This is a genomic window from Shewanella marinintestina (assembly GCF_023283845.1).
Lineage (GTDB): Bacteria > Pseudomonadota > Gammaproteobacteria > Enterobacterales > Shewanellaceae > Shewanella > Shewanella marinintestina.
Window position 1 is genome coordinate 214175 of sequence record NZ_JAKILC010000001.1, and the last position, 21429, is coordinate 235603.

The window sequence follows — 21429 nt, forward strand, 5'->3', positions numbered from 1 at the left end:
GACAAAATTAAACGAAAGGCACAAAGGAGTATGTCCTAATGAGTTTTAAGAATTTCAAGTGTGTACCAAAAATGATTTTTGGTCGTGGTTCATTTGCCCAACTCGATGAAGTGTTGGCTGAAGAACGTAAAGTAGAAAACGATTTTGTTGTGTTTTTGGTTGATGATGTCCATCAGAAAAAACCTCTAAGCCATCGTATTCCAGCTAAGACACATGATTTACTTATTTATGTCAACGTGGATGATGAACCAACGACAAAACAAGTTGATACATTAACCGAGCAAGTACAAGCGTTTAATAGTAAACTGCCCGTCAGTGTTATAGGCCTCGGCGGCGGGTCAACATTGGACCTAGCAAAAGCGGTATCGCTAATGCTAACCAACCCAGGCGGAAGTGCTGAATACCAAGGGTGGGATTTGATTAATAATCCTGCAGTACATCACATTGGGATCCCGACGGTGTCAGGTACTGGCGCAGAAGCCTCTCGCACCGCCGTACTTTGTGGCCCAGTGCGTAAGCTTGGTTTAAACTCCGATTATACAGTGTTTGATCAGATATTAATGGATTCTGAACTTATCACAGGAGTACCTACAGACCAATGGTTTTACACAGGCATGGATTGCTATATCCATTGTGTAGAATCATTAGAAGGTACGTATTTAAATGAATTTGCAAAAGCTTTTGCCGAGAAATCGATGGCACTTTGCCGTGAAGTCTTCATAGACGATCATATCGAGAAAGATGACAAACTCATGATGGCCTCCTATATGGGGGGAATGAGTATCGCCTATAGTCAAGTAGGTGCATGTCATGCAGTGTCTTATGGTTTGGGTTATGTTTTAGGCTACCACCACGGTATCGGTAATTGTTTAGCATTTGATGTACTGGAAGACTTCTATCCAGAAGGTGTGGCTGAATTCCGTAGGATGATGGATAAGCACAATATTGTTCTGCCAAAGAATATCTGTAAAGATCTTCCCGATGAAACTATCGCCAAGATGGTTGCCGTCACTAAAAGCATGGGTCCATTGTGGGACAATGTGTATGGTGAAGGCTGGGAAGCTAAAGTCACCGACGAAATGCTGACTACGCTATTTCGTCGAATCTAAAAATCTAGCGTAAGCAAATCTGGACTCTAATTTAAGGGTCCAGAATACTTTTAAAGTAGGTAAATTGAATGAATGTAACCTTATTAATCCCTGCTCGATACGGTTCAAGCCGTTTTCCAGGCAAGCCATTGGCCCCTATCAACGGTAAGCCGATGATCCAGCATGTCTACGAGCGTGCAGCTTTAGCAAAAGGGCTTAACGACATCTATGTTGCTACTGATGATGAGCGCATTAAAAGTGCTGTTGAAGGTTTTGGCGGCAAAGTGGTTATGACAGGTTCAGATGCAGCCTCAGGTACCGACCGTATCGATGAAGCAATTTCTATATTGGGACTAGCTGACGATGATTTAGTTATTAATCTACAAGGAGATCAACCGTTAATTGATCCAATTGTGATTGAACAGCTCGTTAACTTATGCGAGCGCCATAAAGGCCAATTTGATATGGCAACCTTAGGAGTTCAAATTACGGACGAAGGTCAGCTAAACGACCCTAATCATGTAAAAATGGTATTTGATAATGACCATAACGCTCTATATTTTTCCCGTGCCCGCATTCCATTTGGCCGCGATACTAGTGACTACCCAGTCTACAAACATATCGGGATTTATGCATATACGCGTAAGTTTATTCAAACATTTGCTAAGTTACCTTTAGGCCGTTTAGAAGAATTAGAAAAGTTAGAACAACTTCGGGCATTAGAATATGGGTATAAAATCAAAGTCGCAATTAGTGCGTTTGATTTCCCAGAAGTTGATACACCAGAAGATATCCGCATCTGTGAAGCAAGACTTTTAGCGAATTAAATAATAAGGCGAGCAATCTAATGTCAGATCTAGAAGTTGGATTATTAATTTTATTAGTTGTCGGTATTATTGCCAGCAACCTGGCTGTTTTAAAATACAGTGCCAAATTTAAAATGACCCAATTTGGTAAAAAAGATCAAAAGGGTGAATCGTCTACAGATGATACCAAAGAAAATGACAACACTAGTGATGACAAACAGGCTTAGAATTAATGAGTTTAGGTGGCATATTCACACCTAATTTAATAAAAAAGGCGCTTTGAGCGCCTTTTTTTATTTTTGGAAAACAGGGAAAACTTAAATAAGAATGATATAAAGGGCATAGCAGCCTCATACCCTATACTTTCTCTTATTCAGCCAACTCTTTTTCAAGTTGCTTCGCAATCATCTCAGGAGAGCCTGAGTTTTTAGCAAGTAGCGAGTAAGCAACTGGGATAACAAACAAGGTAAAAAATGTCGCAAGAGTAATACCCGATAATACAACGACACCGATTACAAAACGCGTTTCGGCCCCCGCACCTTCAGCTAACACTAAAGGAATCGCTCCTGCTGCCGTTGTGATCCCCGTCATTAGAATAGGTCTTAAGCGTTGACTAGATGCTTGAATAATCGCTTGTTTAAACTCTACCCCTTTATCCCTTAACTGATTAGCAAACTCGACTATCAAAATGCCGTTTTTGGCAGCAAGTCCCACCAGCATAATGATACCAATTTGGCTATAAATATTAAGTGTTTGCCCTGTTGCCCAAAGACCAATAAGCGCCCCTAACGTTGCCAAAGGCACTGTTAGCATAATCACCATCGGATGAATATAGCTTTCAAATTGTGCCGCCAGAACTAAAAATACTATGCCTAACGCTAAAATAAACACAAAGTACATTGAATTACCTGAATCTTGATAATCCAAAGATTGACCTTTGTAGCTCACTATTGCCTCAGCAGGCAGGTATTCATGTGTTAAATCATTTAAGTAATCGAGTGCCTCCCCCAAGCTGTAACCATCAGCTAAATTCGCTTCAATGGTAATTGCACGCATTCGATTGTAACGATTTAACTGGCTAGCATCGGCAAACTCTTCCACATGCACCAAGTTAGATAACGGAATTAACTCCTTACTTCTATCCGATCGCACATAGATATTTTCAAGATCCGTTGCCGTATTTTGATTTTCACGATTCCCTTCAATAATCACATCATATTCTTCACCATCACGCATAAATGTGGTCACTAGACGTGAGCCGAGCATTGACTCAAGCGTACGCCCGATATGAGATATAGATACGCCTAGATCAGAAGCTCTATCCTTATCTATTACCACACGTAGTTGTGGTTTAGTCTCATTATAATCATGATCTAAGCCAACGAGGTTGGGGTTTTCTTTAGCTTTTTCAATTATAGTATCGCGCCACCTTGCGAGCTCTTCATAGCTTGGTCCGCCAAGTACAAACTGCACAGGTTTACCAACACCTCGGCCAAAGGCTTGGCGCATTACAGGAAAAGCACGCACACCTGCCAGATCTGATAAGCGCCCTCTTATATCACCAATAATTTCAAAAGCGCTACGTCTAACCGCCCAATCCTCTAATACAATAATCGCCATACCATTAGAGAAATTGGCACTGCGACCAAAGCCTCTTGGCGCACGTATAAGTAAACGTTTAATTTCTCCTGCTTCTACAAGTGGCATTAAGCGGTTTTCAATCTCGTCCATATAAGACTCGATATACTCAAAGCTTGCCCCTTGAGGCCCGTTAACGATTAAAAACATAGAGCCACGATCTTCACGAGGGGCAAATTCTTGCGGTACTTCTTTCGCCAAGAATGCGCTACTCACTAAAGCAATCAAGATAAGTGAAGACACCAAGTAAGGATGTCGCATCGCCCTGCGTAAAACCTGCCGATAACCATGAGACAGTTTTTCCATTCCAGTATCAATTTTTCTGACTAGCCAAGGATCTTGTGAAGACGGCTTTAACACTTTCGAGCACATCATCGGGCTCAGTGTCAAAGCAACAATACTAGAAAAAATAACCGCGGCGCTCATGGCTACAGCGAACTCTTTAAATAGTTTACCTAAATCACCTTCTAAAAATGTAATCGGCATAAATACTGCTACCAAGACTAAAGTGGTCGCAACAACAGCAAATGCAACTTCACGAGATCCTAGGTAAGCAGCCTTTAAAGGAGAATCCCCCTCCTCTATCCTTCGATGAATATTTTCAAGCACCACAATGGCATCGTCTACCACCATGCCGATAGCCAAAATCATCGCAAGTAACGTCAATAGGTTAATCGTGTAACCCAAGGCAAATAACACAATAAAGGTAGCCATTAATGATACAGGAACCGTTAATGCTGGGATCAACATTGCTCGCACACTGCCAAGGAACAGGTAAATCACCACAATCACTAAGAACATGGCAATAAACAGGGTTTGGTATACCTCTTTAACGGACGCCTCAATGAACACTGAGCTGTCATATGAACGTTTAATTTCCATTCCAGCAGGAAGTGTTGGATTAATTTGATCAACGAGCTTATTTGCAGCACGAGCAACATCCAGTGTATTAGCGGTTGATTGCTTAGATACCCCCAAGCCAATCATAGATTCACGGTTACCTCTAAAAGTAATACGTTCCTCTTCTGAACCAATCTCTACTTTCGCTACATCACCCAATTTTATGAGATATCCATCATCCCCTTCAGCTAAAACCAAATTGGCAAAATCATCAGAGGTTTTAAAGCTACGCTCTAAACGGACGGTAAAATGACGCTCTTTAGACTCTACGCTACCGGCTGGAAGCTCGACGTTCTCAGAGCGAAGTGCTGACTCAATATCAGCTACGGTTAAGTTTCGAGCAGCTAAAGCTTGTCTGTCAATCCACACACGCATTGCATACACTTTGCCGCCACCTAGACGCATATTGGCAACGCCATCAATTACCGAGAATCTGTCGATTAAGTAGCGTCTTGCGTAATCGGTGAGTTGCAATGTGGTCATTTGATCTGATACCAAATTTAGCCACATGATCACCTCATCACCACCATTAGCCTTCTGTACTTCTGGTGGATCCGCTTCTTCAGGTAGATTGTTCAATAAACCTGATACACGATCGCGCACATCGTTTGCAGCCGCTTCAATATCCCGGCCAACATCAAATTCTAAGGTGACATTCGAGCGTCCATCACTGCTCGATGAGCTAATGTGTTTAATCCCTTCTACACCACTTATCCTGTCTTCGACTAGTTGAGTAATGCGGCTTTCAACCACTGCAGCGCTAGCACCACGATAGTTGGTTTGGATGGAAACCACTGGCGGGTCTATATTGGGATATTCTCTCAATGGCAGTTTTTCGAATGCCACAAGACCAAATACAATCAATAAAATACTGATAACTGAAGCGAATACCGGACGCTTTACCGAAAGATCAGTTAAAATCATACAACAGGCTCCACACTTGCCTGCTTAAGAAAACTAAATCGCTCACTAAAAGTCACTTTAACTTTGTCACCAGGTCGCACTTTTAATATTCCGCGAATAATAATTTGCTCGTTTAACTCTACGCCGTCAGTAATCTCAACCCAACCACGTTTACGTAATCCTAAAGTCACCTGCTTTTGTTCAACAACACCTTCATCATTGACCCAATAAACATAATGCCTATCTTGAATAGGGATAATGGCTGATTCAGGCAAGATCAATGCATCTCGGCTTGTTTTAATTAACTTTACTTTCATCAACATCCCCGGCAATAAACGCTGTTTAGGGTTAGGTATTTCAGCGCGTACGATAACCGCTCGGGTTTTTGGATTAATGCGGCTATCGATCGACACAACTTTGCCTTCGAACACTTCGCCATCAAATGCCACTGCGGATGCTTCTACTTTTTTTTCTAAAGCTAATGCTTGCAAAAATCGCTCCGGAACAGAAAAGTCCAATTTAATGACAGAGATATCATCTAAAGTAGTAATTGCATTACCTGGAGAGACAAGAGCACCAACACTCACTTGTCGTAACCCTAAAGCGCCAGAGAAAGGCGCTGCAATGCGTCTATCGCTTAATGCGGATTGAGCTTGAGCAAGCTCTGCTTTTGCCGTATCAATCAAGGTTTGTAAACGATCTCGCTCTAACTCTGCAATTGTTTGGCTAGTTACTAGGGTTCGAATACGTTCAAGTTCTCGTTGATGATCTTTGACTTTAACCTTGGCTACAGTTACCCGTGCACGTTGTTCGCTATCTTGTAACTGTACTAACAAGCGGCCTTGATTAACCAAGTCACCATCGCTGAAATTAACAAGAGTAACCACATCAGTGACTTTCGGCGTAACGGTAATAGATTCATTGGCTTTACTAGTACCAAGAGCCTCGACTTCGTCACGAATCGGTTCCATTGAAGCTTTTGTTACCACTACATTAGGAATAGGCCTAGACTTTTTAGCCTGTTTAACTGGAGATTGTTGAGTATAAAAATATCCTCCTGCAATGAGGAGTATAATGACAATTATTATTATTTTTCTCATGAATGCCTTCATAAACTACTTTTAATTGTCGTTAGTTTACCTAGACATAACTTTGCTTCAATACGTTTTACTTTTTCTTACAAATGACACATCTCAGTCACACTAGAGCAATTTGCTAAAACAAACTTGCAGGGGACTAAAATCTAATTCACTAACTTAGCAAGATGCTACTTTTCTATAAATCAAATGACTGTGGACAAAATAGGTCACAAAACTTAAGCGCAAACATTTAGCATCATTTTGTATCTCTCATAATGCATAAGCCTCTTGAGCTAATAAAAAATAGAAAGAGTAAGTTACTGAGGTAAATATTAGGCGACACAAAATAAAAAAGGAGCCCAAGGCTCCTTCTTAAACAGATATGTAGATTAGCTTAACGAACCTTACGATCTTCTTGCATAAGCTCCGAGAAACCTTCATAAATAGCTGTAACAACCTCGCTCGATAGCGGCTCGTTTTCAGCATTTAATAAGTGGATCTCTGTTTTATCGTCAGCAGCATCTTTTAGTTCAATACGGTAGGAGCCAGCTTCGATAGGTAATTCTTTCTCGCTCCACAAAGAGCTCCAGAAGCCAGAGTCATCTGTTACATTGATGTACAATAATCCTTTGTTACTGTCCATATCGATTATTTCAAAGCCCATCTCAGGCAGTACGATACGTAAGCGGTCCCAAGTGCGCTTGAACTTAGCATCAGCTAACCAATAAGCCGTTTCTTCAGCTTCAGTTATCAAGTTTACATCGATACCTAAACTTTGCTTAAGACGCTTAGCTTTCAACGCTTTAGCACGCTCAATACTGATGTAACTAATAGAGTCATTCAGTCTATCAATGGTATAACGACGCTTGTCTTCACCACTTAATAGAATGTCTTGTAAATCACCATCATAACTTTCTTCATGGTCGATCAAGTCAATCGTTAAATTGCCACTACGGCCGTGCGGACGGACATCAACAGTATACAAATAGCGCTGCTTTAGTTTGTACACCTTGTCGCTACCCCAAAGACTTGATTCAATGACTTCATCATTTTCAATCCAATCAGTCTCAAGTGTTCCTTTCTCATAGTCTTCACTACGCAATGAAATTGATTTGTCAGCAAAGTATTCTTTTAATACATCGAACATTTCTTCTTTTAGATCAATCTCAGTATCAATAGACTCAACAACAATTTTGATGTTTTCGCTGCCTTCTTCAACACGCGTACCTTCTGCCATAGGCAAAACTTGCAAAGGTGGACGTATATCGAGAGTTGCTCCCACGAGCTCCTGATTTGCTTTAGCGCCTACGTCAGGAATATCAAATTCTTTACTGTAAGTTGGCTTATTTAAACCCGCTGGAATGATAAGTTCAGGTGCAACAGTCAAATCTTGATAGTTTTGATCTGTGTCATTTGCCTGTCTTCTATCAATCGGAGTGCTACATGCCGTAACGGCTGCAACTAAAATCAGTGGAGATATTTGCTTTAGCATTTATTATTTAACCTCTATTCGGGCATTTTTCATCGCTTCTAGCAACAGACCATGAAACTCAGTAGAAAGTTCAGTTAAAGGTAAACGAATTTCATTATTACTGATAAGACCCATACGATGGGCGGCCCATTTCACTGGAATTGGATTTGCTTCGCAAAACAGCGTACTAAATAAGCCTTTGATTGATTCTTCTGCATTTAATGCAGCCGAAACGTCACCTGCTAATGCTGCAGCGCACATAGCTTTAAACTGTTTTGGTACAATATTATTAGCAACAGAAATAACACCGTTTCCACCTAGTGATAAAAACTCTCTTGCAGTCGCATCATCGCCACTGTAAAGCATAAAGTCATCACCACACAAACGACGCAACTCTTGTACGCGAGATAAATCACCCGTCGCCTCTTTTACGCCGATAATATTTTTAACATCAACAAGTTGAGCAACAGTCTCAGGTAACATATCAACAGCAGTACGGCCTGGTACGTTGTATAGTATCTGTGGTACATCAGTACTTTGAGCCACCGCAGTATAGTGCGCAATCAAGCCTTTTGGCGTTGGCTTGTTGTAATAAGGTGTTACGCCTAACATTGCTGCGACACCAACTTTCGATAAACCTTTTGTTAACTCGATAGCCTCTGCTGTCGCGTTGGCGCCATTACCACCAATAATAGGAATGCGACCAGCGGCAAACTTCACCGTTTGCTCAACAACACTAATATGCTCTGTTTGGGGTAATGTTGCTGACTCTCCAGTTGTACCAACGGCAACGATGGCATCTGTACCTTGGGTAATATGGTACTCAACTAAACTTTCAAGACTTTTATAATCTACTGTGCCATCACTATTCATTGGTGTGATTAAGGCAACGATGCTTCCGTATATCATGTGTATTCCCCAAGGGTTCAGGACTGGCTATGGTACTGATGCAATCCACTAAAAACAAGCACTACAACGCAAGACTTCAGCATATTCATCATCAAGTTGAAACATATTAAATAAGTGGGGGGATCACAATGACAGAGATCGCAAACGGATCAAGTTGTGATAGCATTAGCAACCGCAATTAGAAATCGTTATTTAAATGACGGTTTTTTAATCAAACCAATAAAAATATGGGGTACTAGATGTCCAATCACTTGGTCGTTACTGCAATGGGCGCCGACCGCCCAGGTATTGTGAGTAAGTTTGCACGACTCGCGAGTGAGTGTGACTGCGATATCGTTGATAGTCGCATGGCGCTATTTGGTAATGAATTTACCTTAATCATGATGCTTGCTGGATCATGGCCATCAATCACTAAGATGGAAACCTCGTTACCAAGCCTTAGTGTTGAACTCGAGCTATTAACGGTGATGAAGCGTACTTCTAAACACACTCCACAAAACTACATTTCACGCCTAGATATTACATTTAGCGGTCGAGACCAACGCGGTACCATGAAAAAAATAACTCAATTCATGGCTGAACGCTCACTTGATATCGCTGCGGTTAAGTCACATGCCGAAGAAGATAAAGATGGTAATCCAACACAAAATATTAATTTGACTATCAACGTACCTGAGAAAGTGGATGTTGATAAACTTGAAGTTGGCGTGTTTGAATTGGCTACTGAATTAACGCTTGAATGTACAATCGAGCGCATGCAAGGTGTCGAAAGCTAACCACATAAATGGATAAGAATATGCAAACCTTAACTGCAGGCGATAAAGCGCCACTGTTTACCTTACAAAACCAACATAATGAAACGATTAGCCTAGAAGCAGAACTAAAAAAAGGCCCAGTTTTAGTCTACTTTTATCCAAAAGCTTCTACACCAGGCTGTACTGTACAAGCTTGTGGCTTAAGAGACAGTAAAGACGAACTCAACGATTTGTCTATTACTGTACTTGGTTTAAGCCCTGATCCTGTTGCTAAACTGGCAAAGTTTTCTGATAAGCAATCACTTAACTTCTCTCTTTTAAGCGATGAGGACCATGCGATCGCTGACGCCTTTGGTGTTTGGGGCGAAAAAAAGTTCATGGGAAAAATCTACGACGGGATCCACAGACTGAGCTTTTTGATTGGCCCGGGCGGTAAAATCCTACACGTATTCAATAAGTTTAAGACTAAAGACCACCATGAAGTCGTACTTGCTCATCTAAAAAACTAAAGCATTTACATTCGAGACTTAACATCAAGATAAAAAAAGGAGCCTAAGGCTCCTTTTTTATATCTGTCTGACCCGTCCTAAATGACAGCGAATTAAACCATGTATGGATATATGAGTGCTGCGGCAATAGACCACATAGTCACACAAATAAAGCGATCTAAGTAACACCATGCTTTTGGTTTTTTAAATACCGGGCTTAAGTATTTAGCGCCTAAGCTAAGGCTAAAAAACCAGACAAAAGATGCCAATACAGCTCCAGCACCGAACCATTGTTTTTCAGTCCCTTCAAATTGCACACTTATGCTACCTAGTAAAACCACTGTATCTAAATAGAGATGTGGGTTGAGTAAACTAATGGCCAGCGTTGTTAATACTGCCTTTTTTAAACTGTCAGCAGCTAAGTCACCATCATTATCCATACGGTTATCTGAAAAAGAGGACTTTAATGCACCATAACCATAAACCAGCAAAAATAAAGCACCACCAAAACTTGCGATATCTTTAACTAAGGGAAACGCAATAATTAAGTGTCCTAAGCCAGCAACACCCGCGGTAATCATTATCGCGTCGATAAATGAGCAAATAGCGGCAATAGGTAATGAATGAGAACGTTTCAGCCCTTGTTTTAATACAAACGCATTTTGTGCACCCACTGCCATAATTAGGCTTCCGCCTATTCCCATACCTTGTATAAATGCTGTTTGCATGATGCCCCCTAAAGCAGTTTGATTTCTAGGGCCGCAGCATAGTCTCAAGTAAAAAATAAGTACAACTAATAAAATTAATAATGTATAAGTAAAACTTATTACGATTGATAAGTTATTGATAAAAGCAAAAGAGACCAAAATCATGTTTGATTATGCCCATCTAAAAGCCCTCTCAATTGTCGTTTCTCAAGGTGGATTTGATAAGGCCGCTAAACATCTATTTATTAGTCAATCAGCGGTATCCCAACGTATAAAGCAATTAGAAGATAAGATTGGACAATCACTTCTTGTAAGAACTAACCCCGTTCGAGCCACCGAAACAGGCAAACGATTACTAAGACACTATTCACAAGTACAGCTGCTAGAAAGTGAATTACGCTCGGAAATGGATGTTGATGATCCGTCTTTACCCACTATCGTAAAAATTGCGGTTAATGCGGATAGCTTAGCGACCTGGTTTTTACCCGCGCTAGTTGACGTATTCAAACAGCATAAATGGCTTTTAGAGCTTATTGTTGACGATGAAGCTTATACCCATAACCTACTAAAGAACGGTGAAGCAGTTGGCTGTGTAACAACCTCTCAGATAGCGCTATCAGGTTGCAGCAGCGAGTTTTTAGGTAATATGGAATATTTATGTGTAGCTACACCGGAGTTCGCAGATCAATACTTTCAATCAAACGATCCAATAGAGGAAGTTGCTCGGGCTCCAGCGGTGGTTTTTTCTACCAAAGATAAATTACACGACAAATTTGTTAACTTTTACTTTGGGATTAGCGATAAAAGTTGGCGAGAGCATAAAATCCCCTCCTCTGAAAGTTTCCTTGAAGCAATAAAAATGGGCTTAGGTTACGGACTTGTGGGCCATTTACAGGCAAAAGATCTGCTTGAATCAGGTGAACTTATAGAAATATTTCCAGATAAAAGAATGCAAGTCCCCTTGTATTGGCAACATTGGAATATAAAAGCTAAGCAAACTAGCATTGTTTACCGCTCCTTAGCCGCTAGTGCCCAGCAAGCGTTAGTTTAATCTTGCCTTTAATTCACTTGTCTATAGCGCAAGATTAGTGAATAGAATAAAAAGCAGTCAATTCGACTACTTTTTGTTCGTACTATCTATTTATCTATAGCCAAATTAAAATTCGTTAAGCATTAAAGTAAACCTCAGCACTAAGATTCTGTTGTTTTGTTTACAGCTTGCTTCGCTAAATCATTGTTCGGAACCGGCCAAGCATTGATAACCGCTTTCACTAATGATGCTAAAGGAATGGCAAAAAATACGCCCCATACTCCCCATAACCCACCAAATATTAATACCGCTGCAATAATAAACACCGGATGTAAATCGACTGCATCTGAGAACAGAATTGGCACTAAGACATTACCATCAAGCGCTTGGATGATCCCATAACCAACCATCAAGTATCCAAATTCAGGGCTCACTCCCCACTGGAAAAAAGCAACTAATGCAATGGGTAAGGTCACCAGAGTTGCACCTACGTAGGGAATTAATACTGACATACCGGTTAAGACACCAAGCAATGCTGCATAACGTAGATCCATAAAAGCAAAGAATATGTAGCTCACAACGCCAATAATCACTATTTCAATCACCTTGCCACGAATGTAATTGAAAATCTGTTGATGCATTTCATTCCAGACTTTTCGTGCTAAATCACGATTAGTAGGAAAGAAACGTTTACTTCCGCTGATCAGTTCCTCTTTATCTTTCAAAAAGAAGAACACCAATAATGGAATTAAAATGGCATAAACCATAACCACTAACAATGACGCCGAATAACCTAATAATTGTTTCCCAATATCCAGTAAATGCTGGGTATCAAGCATTTTCTTAAGCTCTTCAACCATGGTATCGAGCTGGCTCGGGTTAACAAATTGAGGATACTGATTAATGTAGCTTTGAGCCGTAATAAGACCTTTATCAATCATGCTAGGCAGATCAGCTATTAAACTAACACCTTGCTTCCAAATACTGGGCACTAAGCCAAAACTGATTAACAGCATTAATCCGATAAATAACACCAACACTAGAGAGGCTGCTGTTGTCCTATTAATACCGATTCTCGCCATTTGTGCTACTGGCCATTCAAGTAAAAATGCTAATACTAACGCGATTAATAAAGGAGCAAGTAAACCACCAGCAAAATAGATTGCTAAGGCTAAACCTGCAAGGATGAGAACTAAGGTAACGGCTTGTGGATCACTAAAACGTTCTTTATACCAACGGCTTAAAACAGATAACATTCAAATTCCCTAGTTAGACGACCTTTCTAGTCCTTTCCAGCCATCGTTATAAAAATATTTTACCCTATGTAAAATTATATAAAGTATCTTCTACTTAGTGACGATAATCGACAAAATGCTTGTAGTGTCTTCTTGAACGGTATGGCTGAGCCCGATTTTTTTTAAGTAACGGGGAACATCTTGCCTAGAACCGGGGTCGGATAATACAACATTGATACTATCACCCGATGAGAGCTGCTTTAACGCAAGTTTGACTTTTACTAACGGTAACGGGCAACGAAAAGGTGTTAAATCAATAATAATCATAATGAACTTGCTATAAACAATCTAAGGCTATTATCCTAAAGGTCACGCAAACCACAAGCAAGTATTGTGACTCAGTGATATCAGAAGCATAGCCCAAATTAAGGATCCGCTTGAGTAAATTAACGTTTTCAAAGTCCGTCATAGCAGGTGCCCTCTCATTTATATTATGCACTAGCTCGCCTGTCACTTATGCTAATAATGACCTTCCCGATCTCGGCACGGCTGCAGTAAACACCTTTAGTTTAGAAAAAGAAACTGAATTTGGTGACGCTTACATGCGCGTTATTCGTGGCTCAGCTCCAATGCTGAATGATCCTGTTTTAAACCAATATTTAACAGAATTGGGCAATAAGCTGGTTGCCCACGCGACAGGCGTAAAAACACCGTTTTATTTTTTCCTATTAAGAAATGATGAAATTAACGCATTTGCGTTCTTTGGTGGTCATGTTGGCGTGCACACAGGCTTGTTTCTCAATGCAGATACAGAAAGCGAGCTAGCATCTGTCATCGGACACGAAATTACCCACGTGACTCAACGCCACTTAGCACGCTCTTTAGAAGCTCAACAAAAAAGCTCTACGGCAACTATTGCCGGCTTATTAGGTGCGATATTATTGACCATCGCCTCTCCACAAGCAGGTATGGCTGCTTTAGCAACAACTCAAGCATTGGCAACCCAATCAAAAATCAACTATACGCGCTTACATGAAAAAGAAGCTGATCGAATTGGTATGCAAATTATGGTTGATGCTGGATTTGATCCGAACGGGGCTGCAGACTTTTTTGGCAAACTGGCTACCCGTTACCGCTTTACGACAAAACCGCCACAAATGTTGCTTACTCACCCATTGCCAGAATCTCGTATTTCAGAAGCGCGAATTAGAGCTGAACGTTATCCATTCAGGTACGTTCCAGATAATCTTGATTTTCAATTGGCGAAGGCACGCATCCAAGTCCGCTTTTCAGGTTATAGCGAACAAGCTGCACTCTCAATCTTTGAAAAACAGCTTAAACACAATCGTTATGCTTTCAAAAGTGCTGCTCAGTACGGCAAAGCATTAGCGTTATTTAGGCTTAAAAAATATCCTGAATCAGAAGAAATTATCGATAGCTTATTAGCGAAAAGCCCTAACAACTTGTTCTATATCGATACTAAAACGGATTTGCTGCATGAAAGGAACGCTGATAAAGAGGCCATTGCCCTGTTAAAAGCGCAACAACAGCTAAAGCCGACGTCTCCAGTGGTCAACACTAACCTAGCCAATATCTATATAGAAGATAATCAAATAAGCAAAGCAATCCCTTTGCTTGAAGATCTTATTTTCCTCGATAAGCAGAACCAACTCGCTTATATGCTGCTGAACGAAGCGTATAAAAAGAATGGTAATAAGGCGATGCAGTATTTTGTTAAGGCCGAATCTTTAGCGCTTATTGCTGATTATAAAACAGCGATTGATCAGCTTAATTTTGCCTACCGAGAGTCTAAAGGTGATGCACTACAACTTGCTCGTATCGAAGCTAGAATTAGGCAGTTTAGACAAGCAGATAGAGCTTTAGAGAAAATGCAGTAGTAATAGTTTAACTGTGACTCTAATCACAAATTAAAGTATCATGAGCACAACTTTTAATAACAATAATATGACTATGAATAACGTTAGTATTTATCACAATCCAAGATGTTCAAAAAGCCGTCAAACTTTGGCGCTGCTGGAAGAAAATAATTGTTCAATTGAAGTCATTGAATATTTGAAGACCCCGCTTTCAACTGCTGTGCTTGAAGATATATTAAGTAAACTCAATGTTGAACCAAGAGCAATGATGCGCACAAAAGAAGCTGAATACAAAGAGCAAGGATTAGCTGAACCTTCGTTGACAACAGCTCAATTGATCCAAGCCATGGTCGATACGCCGAAGTTAATTGAACGCCCTATCGTGCTTGCTAACAATAAAGCCGCTATTGGTCGTCCTCCTGAAAGTGTATTAGCAATCTTATAATGGAGTAATCCAATGAGCTCAACCACCCTATTTAAACTATGCCGTGCCGGATATATGGTGTTAGTAATGATGTTAGGGGCATGGTTTATACGCCAAGGGCTAACAGGCGAATATTCTATGCTGTTTAGTCTTCTTTGGCTGATACCGTTGCTTTTACCGCTAAAAGGTATCTTAACTGGCAAGCCTTATACTTACGCTTGGGCAAGTTTCATTTTATGCCTATATATGTTGCATGCATTAACCTTAGTTTATGTAACTGAAACTGACCTACTGTTTGCTATAGCAGAATCATTACTTATTGCCGCACTTTTAATTGGCTTTCCTTTTTATGCCCGTCTACGTGGCCGAGAGCTGGGCTTAGGTTTAAAAAAGAAAAAGTAGTTTCCCTTTCTTAAAGGGTACAGAAGCTACAAACTTCTGTATCCTGCTTTAGTTTCAACCTTGTCATCTCCAGACTTTTTTACCCCCAACAATTAACAAACCCGCAAACAACACTCTTTTTACGTAACAGTGCCCGTGCTATATTCAATGTAATAGCTTAATTATTTGCAGCAAATTGAATAAACAAAGGATATTTACATGAAGCGATCCTTAGGCTTTGCCCTATTAAGTGTTATTTCACTAACGGCGTGTGGTGGTGGCAGTGACAACGATGACTCATCAGGCGGCGTAATGCCGCCAATTACAACTGAGGGTTTAAAAACTTGTGACACTGGGTCTGACATAAATACCACTGCAACCCAATCTGCCCTTACGTTTTATAACGAATCACAATACTCAGCTGGTCGCCCTAGCGCTATTATCGTAAAAATTAATGATAACAAGGTAAATGATTTTACTTTCAACTGGACGCAAACATCTGGTGACAACTTAGTATTAAAAAGTGTTAAAAGTCCGGTTCTCGCTTTCACTGCAGAGAAAAGTGGTAATTATTCATTTGAAGTCACAGCTACTGGCAAAGGACTAACCTTCAATGAGTCAATTGAGATAACGATACAGGCTGCTAACTCAAATCAGCTTGCTGTACGTACAGATCAGCAAGCAGTTAAAGGTAACTCGGTTAGCTTTAGATTAGACCAATCAACCAATAGCATGCCGACTAATATAAATTGGTGTTTAGCTGTGGGCCCCGCTATTGACGCAGATATCAGTACTCCAGAACAAGCATTATTTACTGCACCAAATGTCGGTGAAGATACTATTAGCATCCTAAGAGCTACGGCTACGATAAACGGCGTTCAAAGCAGTGACGATGTCAGTCTATTAATCACCCAAGGTGAACCAATCACATCAACTTATTTTGAAGAGCGAGTTGCTAAAACCTTTGCTTACAATGCTGACTCTCCCTACGCAACCGCATTACAAGAGTGTATTTATTCAAACCAACTTCAGCAAAGCTGTACTACATCAAGGTTGCCATTAATTGGCCAAACAACCGCTACAGACAAACAAGCCATATTAGACAGGTTACTCGTCTCCCATCAGTGGATGGGTGAAAATTTTGAGTATGTACTTGAGAATCTTGATCCTAGTGGTGATTTTTCAACTCTACTGCAATCCGTTACTGCCATAGTAATTAGCTATGATGTTCGTCCATCTTTTTATTGGGTGGTAACAGGCGCAATATACCTAGATCCGAACGACTTATGGCTACTTGCTGAAGAGCGCGACACGATTAATGAAGCCCCTGATTACCGCAGTGGCTTTAGCAATGAACTCAAATTCCTTATGCCTTGGCGATATGTCAAAAACAACAACTACACATCATATACTGTTCCACGAAGCGTCAGAACCGATAGAACAACCACCGAAATGATGCCTGACTTAGCATCATTGCTTTACCATGAATTAGCTCACGCAAACGACTTTTTCCCGCGCAGCGTGCATTCAAGTTTATCAGGCCCTACACTACTCGATGATTTCAACCGCCGTAATAATGCTAAGGCATTAGTATCTGACCAACTCAGTAACTTTTACCCTTTGATTAGTCAGGAAATGGCGAGTTTAGCTCAAGTCAGTTTTAGGGGAGAGACTGCGAATAGTACTCAAAAGAACTACTCTCCTACAGATGTAACAAGCTTCTTTTCCCCTGATAGAGCAAGTGATTATTACGCCTACTCTACTACTCGTGAAGATACAGCAATGTTGTTTGAAGAAGCGTTGATGAGTCATCGTTATGCAATACAACGCGATGTGGGGATCACCGATAAACCGGAAAACCCAAGTGCAAACTCTATCATCGTCGATTGGGGGCAACGTGGCCGTATTGGTGACATTAAACTTGAAAACCGAGCTGTATATGTTATCAATCAAATGATGCCAGAACTTGACGGAGCCTCTTTGATCAAGGGCTTACCTGATCCCATTCAAATGGCAAAAGGGCTATCTTGGGCACAAAACCTTGAGATATCTCCGAGCCTGAACCGCACAGAAAGCCGCGCACAGACAAGTTCGCTCTCGAGTTTACAACCACTATTCCCCCCCCTCAGGTATAGCGGTGATAGGCATATTAAACCCGTTGAGAATCCAACAAAGATAGTAGATTGAATAGAGACTTTTTAATTGGCTAACGGTTTTAAAAGCCTGCAACCAAAAAGCCCAGATACATTATCTGGGCTTTTACTTTTCTGAGCTATCTTTGATGACACAAGAGGCGTTCGATTTATCTCTACTACAAACGTAGCATCTCTTTAATAAAAGGAATCGTCAGTTTACGTTGATGTACCATCGATGCTTTATCTAATCTATCCAATACATCAAAGAGGGTACGAAGATCGCGCGCCAAACGATTTAATAAAAAACGTCCAACATCTTCTGGTAATTGTAAGCCTCTCATTGCTGCTCTACGCTGCAACGCTGCCAATTTTTCTTCATCAGCCATAGGCTGCAATTGGTAATTAAGTCCCCACTGCATTCGAGAAACTAAGTCAGGTAAAGAAAAACCGCTTTCACTTGGAGAAACACTTGCACTTACTATGAGAGAGCAGGTCGTTTGCTCAGAGATCCGATTATAAAGATCAAATATTGCTTCTTCCCACAAAGGATGACCAGCAATAGCATCTACATCATCGATACAGACAAGATCAAGTTTTTCCAAGCCTTCTAACAAAGCGGTGGAAATGCTTGCATGGATCCCAAGTGGAATATAAAAGCTACTGCGTCCAAGATCATTAGCATGGGCGCATGCAGCATGCATAAGATGGGTTCGGCCAGATTTTTCTGGTCCCCATAAAAATACAGCACCGTCAGACCGGCCTTCAGCACAATCTTGTAGGCTTTTAATCAGCTCGTCATTACCAGCAGCAGGATAGTAACTATTAAAAGTTTCATCATCTGGTAGATGGACAGGCAGAGATAATTGTAAAGGAGAGTTTAACTTCACTCAGGGACTTCTCACACGACGCAATATTTCTATTTAAGACACACATGGTAGCATGTGTGTCTCTTGAATGGGAGTTATTGGCCTTTCCAATAATAGATCTGTGTCTCTTTCTGAGGCTGTTCTATTTCGCCTAATGATGAATAATCACCATTTTGCTGATTTATTGATTCAATCACATCAATCCTCGGATCCAGAGCCATCAAACGATGTAAGTCGGCATCGTTGCCAAACAGGCTAATATTGAAAGCCACATCTTGCCCAACAATAGTGGCAATGCTAGCAGACTTAATCGCGCTGAGTTGGTCTAAGTATCGTTCAATTGAAACCAGCTCTTGCATGCTCGCAACATTAGTAAAGGTAATACTCGTCGTATTACGCTCGCCCGAGTCAGCTATCGCGTATTGGCTAACATAGTATTCGCTCGTAGCAGCCATTATTGCTGCAATAGCTTCTTCAACTGTAGCCACTTCACCGCTATTACTAACTAACGAATTCATTTGTAGCGCGCGAGCGTCCTTCTCTCGTGGATATAAATCCATTTGATAACTAAAAACAGCCCCTTGAGGCTCGATCGCTGCTAAAACAAAATAATTAAACTGATACCTTAACGAAGCGTCTGCCACACTATCGGCAAAACGACCTCTAATATCATTGACGCCAACTTTCATCGCATCATCTAGATCCATCAATGGAAATAACAAAGGCACACCGCGAGCTGAAGACGCTAGGTTAAACGTATCTCGGCTAACCACATTTGCCCCGTCACTTAAAATATCTCGCTGACCATTTTCACTATTTACAAGCCACACTAAAGTTAACGGTCTTTGCTTACCCCAAACAGGTAAACCCGCTTGCCTTAGCAAGGCAATAATACGCTTTTGGTCAAAATTCACCTTTAGAAATAGTTCACCGTCTCGCTCGACATAACCATATTGCGTCATCAACGCATTAGCACTGTTTAATTGCTTTTTAATTACGTCGTTATCCAAAGCACTTTGTGTACCTGAGTTTTTTAAAATTACATGTTCAAAAGCCTGTTTTATCCCTTGGCTTCGTAACGCAGCAGAACGCGATTCAATAGGCACTACGCCTTCATCTAACTGTTTTACTTCAGCTGCGTTCGCAAGTGTCAATACCAGCGTAAAAGACGAGAAAATAACAAAAATACGTAATATGAGTTTCAGCATGTTTTAAATTCAAAGACGGCTCAGTTATTAAAATTGTACCACATCTTTTGCAATTTATTTCCAGTTAAAGCGATTGTAATCACTCAAACTTTATGAGTGTTATTTGCACGACCTCACACACAAAGTGATACAAACCAGTTATTATTGATAGGTTTACTTAAAAATAAGAGAGAATAATGAAAAATTTGACCATGCCGCTACAAGGTGCGCAAATGCTATTCGTAGCTTTTGGCTCTTTGGTATTGATGCCATTGTTAACCGGGCTCGATACAAACGTTGCACTTTTTACTGCGGGTATCGGTACCCTTCTGTTCCAGCTAATCACTAAACGCCAAATCCCCATCTTTTTAGCATCCTCATTCGCATTTATCGCTCCAATCATGTATGGCGTACAAACTTGGGGGATCCCATCAACCATGGGTGGTCTGATGGCTGCTGGTGTGGTGTACGTTATTCTCGCCGGTGTAATCAAAGTAAAGGGCGGTGGCTTTATTAAGCGCTTGTTGCCTCCGGTAGTCGTCGGCCCAGTCATTATCGTTATCGGCTTAGGGTTAGCGCCTGTAGCCGTTAATATGGCAATAGGTAAAACCGCCGATGGCAGTTTAGCGTTAGTAGACCAAAACACAGCTCTGCTCATATCTCTTGCATCATTATTTACGACCATTGCGGTTGCTATTTTTGCAAAAGGGCTACTGAAACTCATGCCGATTTTGGCCGGTATTTCTGTTGGTTACAGCTTAAGCTTAGCGTTTGGTATTGTTGATTTTACTCCAGTACAAGATGCACCTTGGTTAGCATTACCTAATTTCGTTGCCCCTGAGTTCAACTGGCAAGCTATTCTATTTATGATCCCAGTGGCTATCGCCCCAGCCGTTGAACATATTGGCGATATCCTCGCGATTTCAAACGTTACAGGTAAAGACTACCTTAAAAAGCCTGGATTACACCGTACATTAGCAGGTGACGGTGTGGCAACTATCGCAGCCTCTGCATTTGGTGGACCGCCAAATACCACTTACTCTGAAGTAACCGGCGCAGTCACTCTGACGAAAAATTTTAACCCGGTGGTGATGACTTGGACTGCTATTACCGCCATTTTGTTCTCATTTGTTGGCAAACTGGGGGCACTACTTCAAACCATTCCTGTTCCGGTTATGGGCGGTATTATGTGCTTATTGTTTGGCTCTATTGCTGCTGTAGGCCTAAATTCACTAATCAAAAACCAAGTAGACATGAATGAACCACGTAACTTAAGTATTGTGGGTGTGACATTAGTATTTGGTATTGGTGGCATGGCTTTTGGTATTGGTTCTTTCAGCCTAACCGGTATTAGCCTTTGTGGTATCGTCGCGATTATGATGAATTTAATCCTGCCAGATAATGCAGCTTCGCATGCAAAAATTGTCAGTAACGAGATTAACCGTTCTTCGTAAGATGCTCGTAAATACCAATATTGCTGCCGATAACAGCTAACAAAAAGCCCCTAATGGAATACTCCATTAGGGGCTTTTTTAACAGTTAAAAACCAG

At 40.9% G+C, this 21429-nt stretch carries 20 protein-coding genes; 11 read left to right on the plus strand and 9 right to left on the minus strand.

The window, feature by feature from the left end; all coding sequences use genetic code 11:
- The first annotated feature begins 38 nt into the window (after positions 1 to 38).
- The 3 genes from kdnB (at position 39) to L2747_RS00980 (ending at position 2121) form a co-directional block, all read left to right on the plus strand.
- Positions 39 to 1109, plus strand: a complete 1071-nt coding sequence (kdnB, locus tag L2747_RS00970) for a 3-deoxy-alpha-D-manno-octulosonate 8-oxidase KdnB (RefSeq protein ID WP_248997259.1) — start codon at positions 39 to 41, stop codon at positions 1107 to 1109.
- 68 nt (positions 1110 to 1177) lie between these two features.
- On the plus strand, positions 1178 to 1915 hold the full coding sequence (kdsB, locus tag L2747_RS00975) for a 3-deoxy-manno-octulosonate cytidylyltransferase (RefSeq protein ID WP_248997260.1): 738 nt from the start codon (positions 1178 to 1180) through the stop codon (positions 1913 to 1915).
- Between the two features lie 20 nt (positions 1916 to 1935).
- A complete protein-coding gene (locus L2747_RS00980; RefSeq protein ID WP_248997261.1) occupies positions 1936 to 2121 on the plus strand; it encodes a DUF2897 family protein in 186 nt (61 codons plus the stop codon).
- A gap of 142 nt (positions 2122 to 2263) precedes the next feature.
- Here the strand turns inward: L2747_RS00980 and L2747_RS00985 are convergent, their stop codons facing one another.
- The 4 genes from L2747_RS00985 to dapA form a co-directional block, all read right to left on the minus strand.
- Complete coding sequence (locus tag L2747_RS00985; RefSeq protein WP_248997262.1) at positions 2264 to 5356, minus strand: efflux RND transporter permease subunit; 3093 nt, start codon at positions 5354 to 5356, stop codon at positions 2264 to 2266.
- Positions 5353 to 6435 carry an efflux RND transporter periplasmic adaptor subunit gene (locus L2747_RS00990; RefSeq protein ID WP_248997263.1) on the minus strand — a complete coding sequence of 361 codons (1083 nt, stop codon included), beginning with the start codon at positions 6433 to 6435 and terminating at the stop codon, positions 5353 to 5355. Before L2747_RS00990 ends, L2747_RS00985 begins: the two co-directional genes overlap by 4 nt.
- 373 nt (positions 6436 to 6808) lie before the next feature.
- Entirely contained in the window at positions 6809 to 7906 is a 1098-nt protein-coding gene (bamC, locus tag L2747_RS00995) for an NlpB/DapX family lipoprotein (protein WP_248997264.1), read from the minus strand.
- Positions 7907 to 7909: 3 nt separating this feature from the next.
- Complete coding sequence (gene dapA, locus L2747_RS01000) at positions 7910 to 8794, minus strand: 4-hydroxy-tetrahydrodipicolinate synthase (protein WP_248997265.1); 885 nt, start codon at positions 8792 to 8794, stop codon at positions 7910 to 7912.
- A 239-nt stretch (positions 8795 to 9033) separates the two neighbouring features.
- Here dapA and L2747_RS01005 point away from each other — a divergent pair, with 239 nt between their 5' ends.
- Together L2747_RS01005 and bcp are read left to right on the plus strand one after the other, a co-directional pair.
- The gene (locus L2747_RS01005; RefSeq protein WP_248997266.1) at positions 9034 to 9570 is read left to right on the plus strand and encodes a glycine cleavage system transcriptional repressor; all 537 of its coding nucleotides are present in this window, start codon (positions 9034 to 9036) and stop codon (positions 9568 to 9570) included.
- Between the two features lie 20 nt (positions 9571 to 9590).
- Complete coding sequence (gene bcp, locus L2747_RS01010; protein WP_248997267.1) at positions 9591 to 10058, plus strand: thioredoxin-dependent thiol peroxidase; 468 nt, start codon at positions 9591 to 9593, stop codon at positions 10056 to 10058.
- A gap of 92 nt (positions 10059 to 10150) precedes the next feature.
- On the opposite strand, the gene L2747_RS01015 is transcribed toward bcp, so the two are convergent.
- Positions 10151 to 10765: a LysE/ArgO family amino acid transporter gene (locus L2747_RS01015; RefSeq protein ID WP_248997268.1), complete on the minus strand. Its 615-nt coding sequence runs from the start codon at positions 10763 to 10765 to the stop codon at positions 10151 to 10153.
- A gap of 142 nt (positions 10766 to 10907) precedes the next feature.
- On the opposite strand from L2747_RS01015, the gene L2747_RS01020 reads away from it, so the two are divergent.
- Positions 10908 to 11795, plus strand: a complete 888-nt coding sequence (locus L2747_RS01020) for a LysR family transcriptional regulator ArgP (RefSeq protein ID WP_248997269.1) — start codon at positions 10908 to 10910, stop codon at positions 11793 to 11795.
- Between the two features lie 140 nt (positions 11796 to 11935).
- Here L2747_RS01020 and L2747_RS01025 read toward each other — a convergent pair whose 3' ends face one another.
- Both L2747_RS01025 and L2747_RS01030 read right to left on the minus strand, forming a co-directional pair.
- On the minus strand, positions 11936 to 13030 hold the full coding sequence (locus tag L2747_RS01025) for an AI-2E family transporter (RefSeq protein WP_248997270.1): 1095 nt from the start codon (positions 13028 to 13030) through the stop codon (positions 11936 to 11938).
- A 90-nt stretch (positions 13031 to 13120) separates the two neighbouring features.
- On the minus strand, positions 13121 to 13336 hold the full coding sequence (locus L2747_RS01030; protein ID WP_248997271.1) for a sulfurtransferase TusA family protein: 216 nt from the start codon (positions 13334 to 13336) through the stop codon (positions 13121 to 13123).
- Between the two features lie 110 nt (positions 13337 to 13446).
- Here L2747_RS01030 and bepA point away from each other — a divergent pair, with 110 nt between their 5' ends.
- The 4 genes from bepA (at position 13447) to L2747_RS01050 (ending at position 17878) form a co-directional block, all read left to right on the plus strand.
- On the plus strand, positions 13447 to 14907 hold the full coding sequence (bepA, locus tag L2747_RS01035; protein ID WP_248997272.1) for a beta-barrel assembly-enhancing protease: 1461 nt from the start codon (positions 13447 to 13449) through the stop codon (positions 14905 to 14907).
- 73 nt (positions 14908 to 14980) lie between these two features.
- On the plus strand, positions 14981 to 15331 hold the full coding sequence (gene arsC / locus L2747_RS01040; RefSeq protein ID WP_248997273.1) for an arsenate reductase (glutaredoxin): 351 nt from the start codon (positions 14981 to 14983) through the stop codon (positions 15329 to 15331).
- A gap of 12 nt (positions 15332 to 15343) precedes the next feature.
- Complete coding sequence (locus L2747_RS01045) at positions 15344 to 15712, plus strand: DUF2069 domain-containing protein (RefSeq protein ID WP_248997274.1); 369 nt, start codon at positions 15344 to 15346, stop codon at positions 15710 to 15712.
- A gap of 198 nt (positions 15713 to 15910) precedes the next feature.
- The gene (locus L2747_RS01050; RefSeq protein WP_248997275.1) at positions 15911 to 17878 is read left to right on the plus strand and encodes a hypothetical protein; all 1968 of its coding nucleotides are present in this window, start codon (positions 15911 to 15913) and stop codon (positions 17876 to 17878) included.
- A gap of 124 nt (positions 17879 to 18002) precedes the next feature.
- On the opposite strand, the gene hda is transcribed toward L2747_RS01050, so the two are convergent.
- Positions 18003 to 18713 carry a DnaA inactivator Hda gene (hda, locus tag L2747_RS01055; RefSeq protein WP_248997276.1) on the minus strand — a complete coding sequence of 237 codons (711 nt, stop codon included), beginning with the start codon at positions 18711 to 18713 and terminating at the stop codon, positions 18003 to 18005.
- A 74-nt stretch (positions 18714 to 18787) separates the two neighbouring features.
- Positions 18788 to 19900: a DUF2066 domain-containing protein gene (locus L2747_RS01060; protein WP_248997277.1), complete on the minus strand. Its 1113-nt coding sequence runs from the start codon at positions 19898 to 19900 to the stop codon at positions 18788 to 18790.
- Positions 19901 to 20076: 176 nt separating this feature from the next.
- Between L2747_RS01060 and L2747_RS01065 the strand changes: the two genes are divergently transcribed.
- Positions 20077 to 21333 (plus strand): uracil-xanthine permease family protein, encoded by a 1257-nt coding sequence (locus L2747_RS01065; RefSeq protein ID WP_248997278.1) that lies wholly within the window; start codon positions 20077 to 20079, stop codon positions 21331 to 21333.
- Positions 21334 to 21429 lie beyond the last annotated feature (96 nt).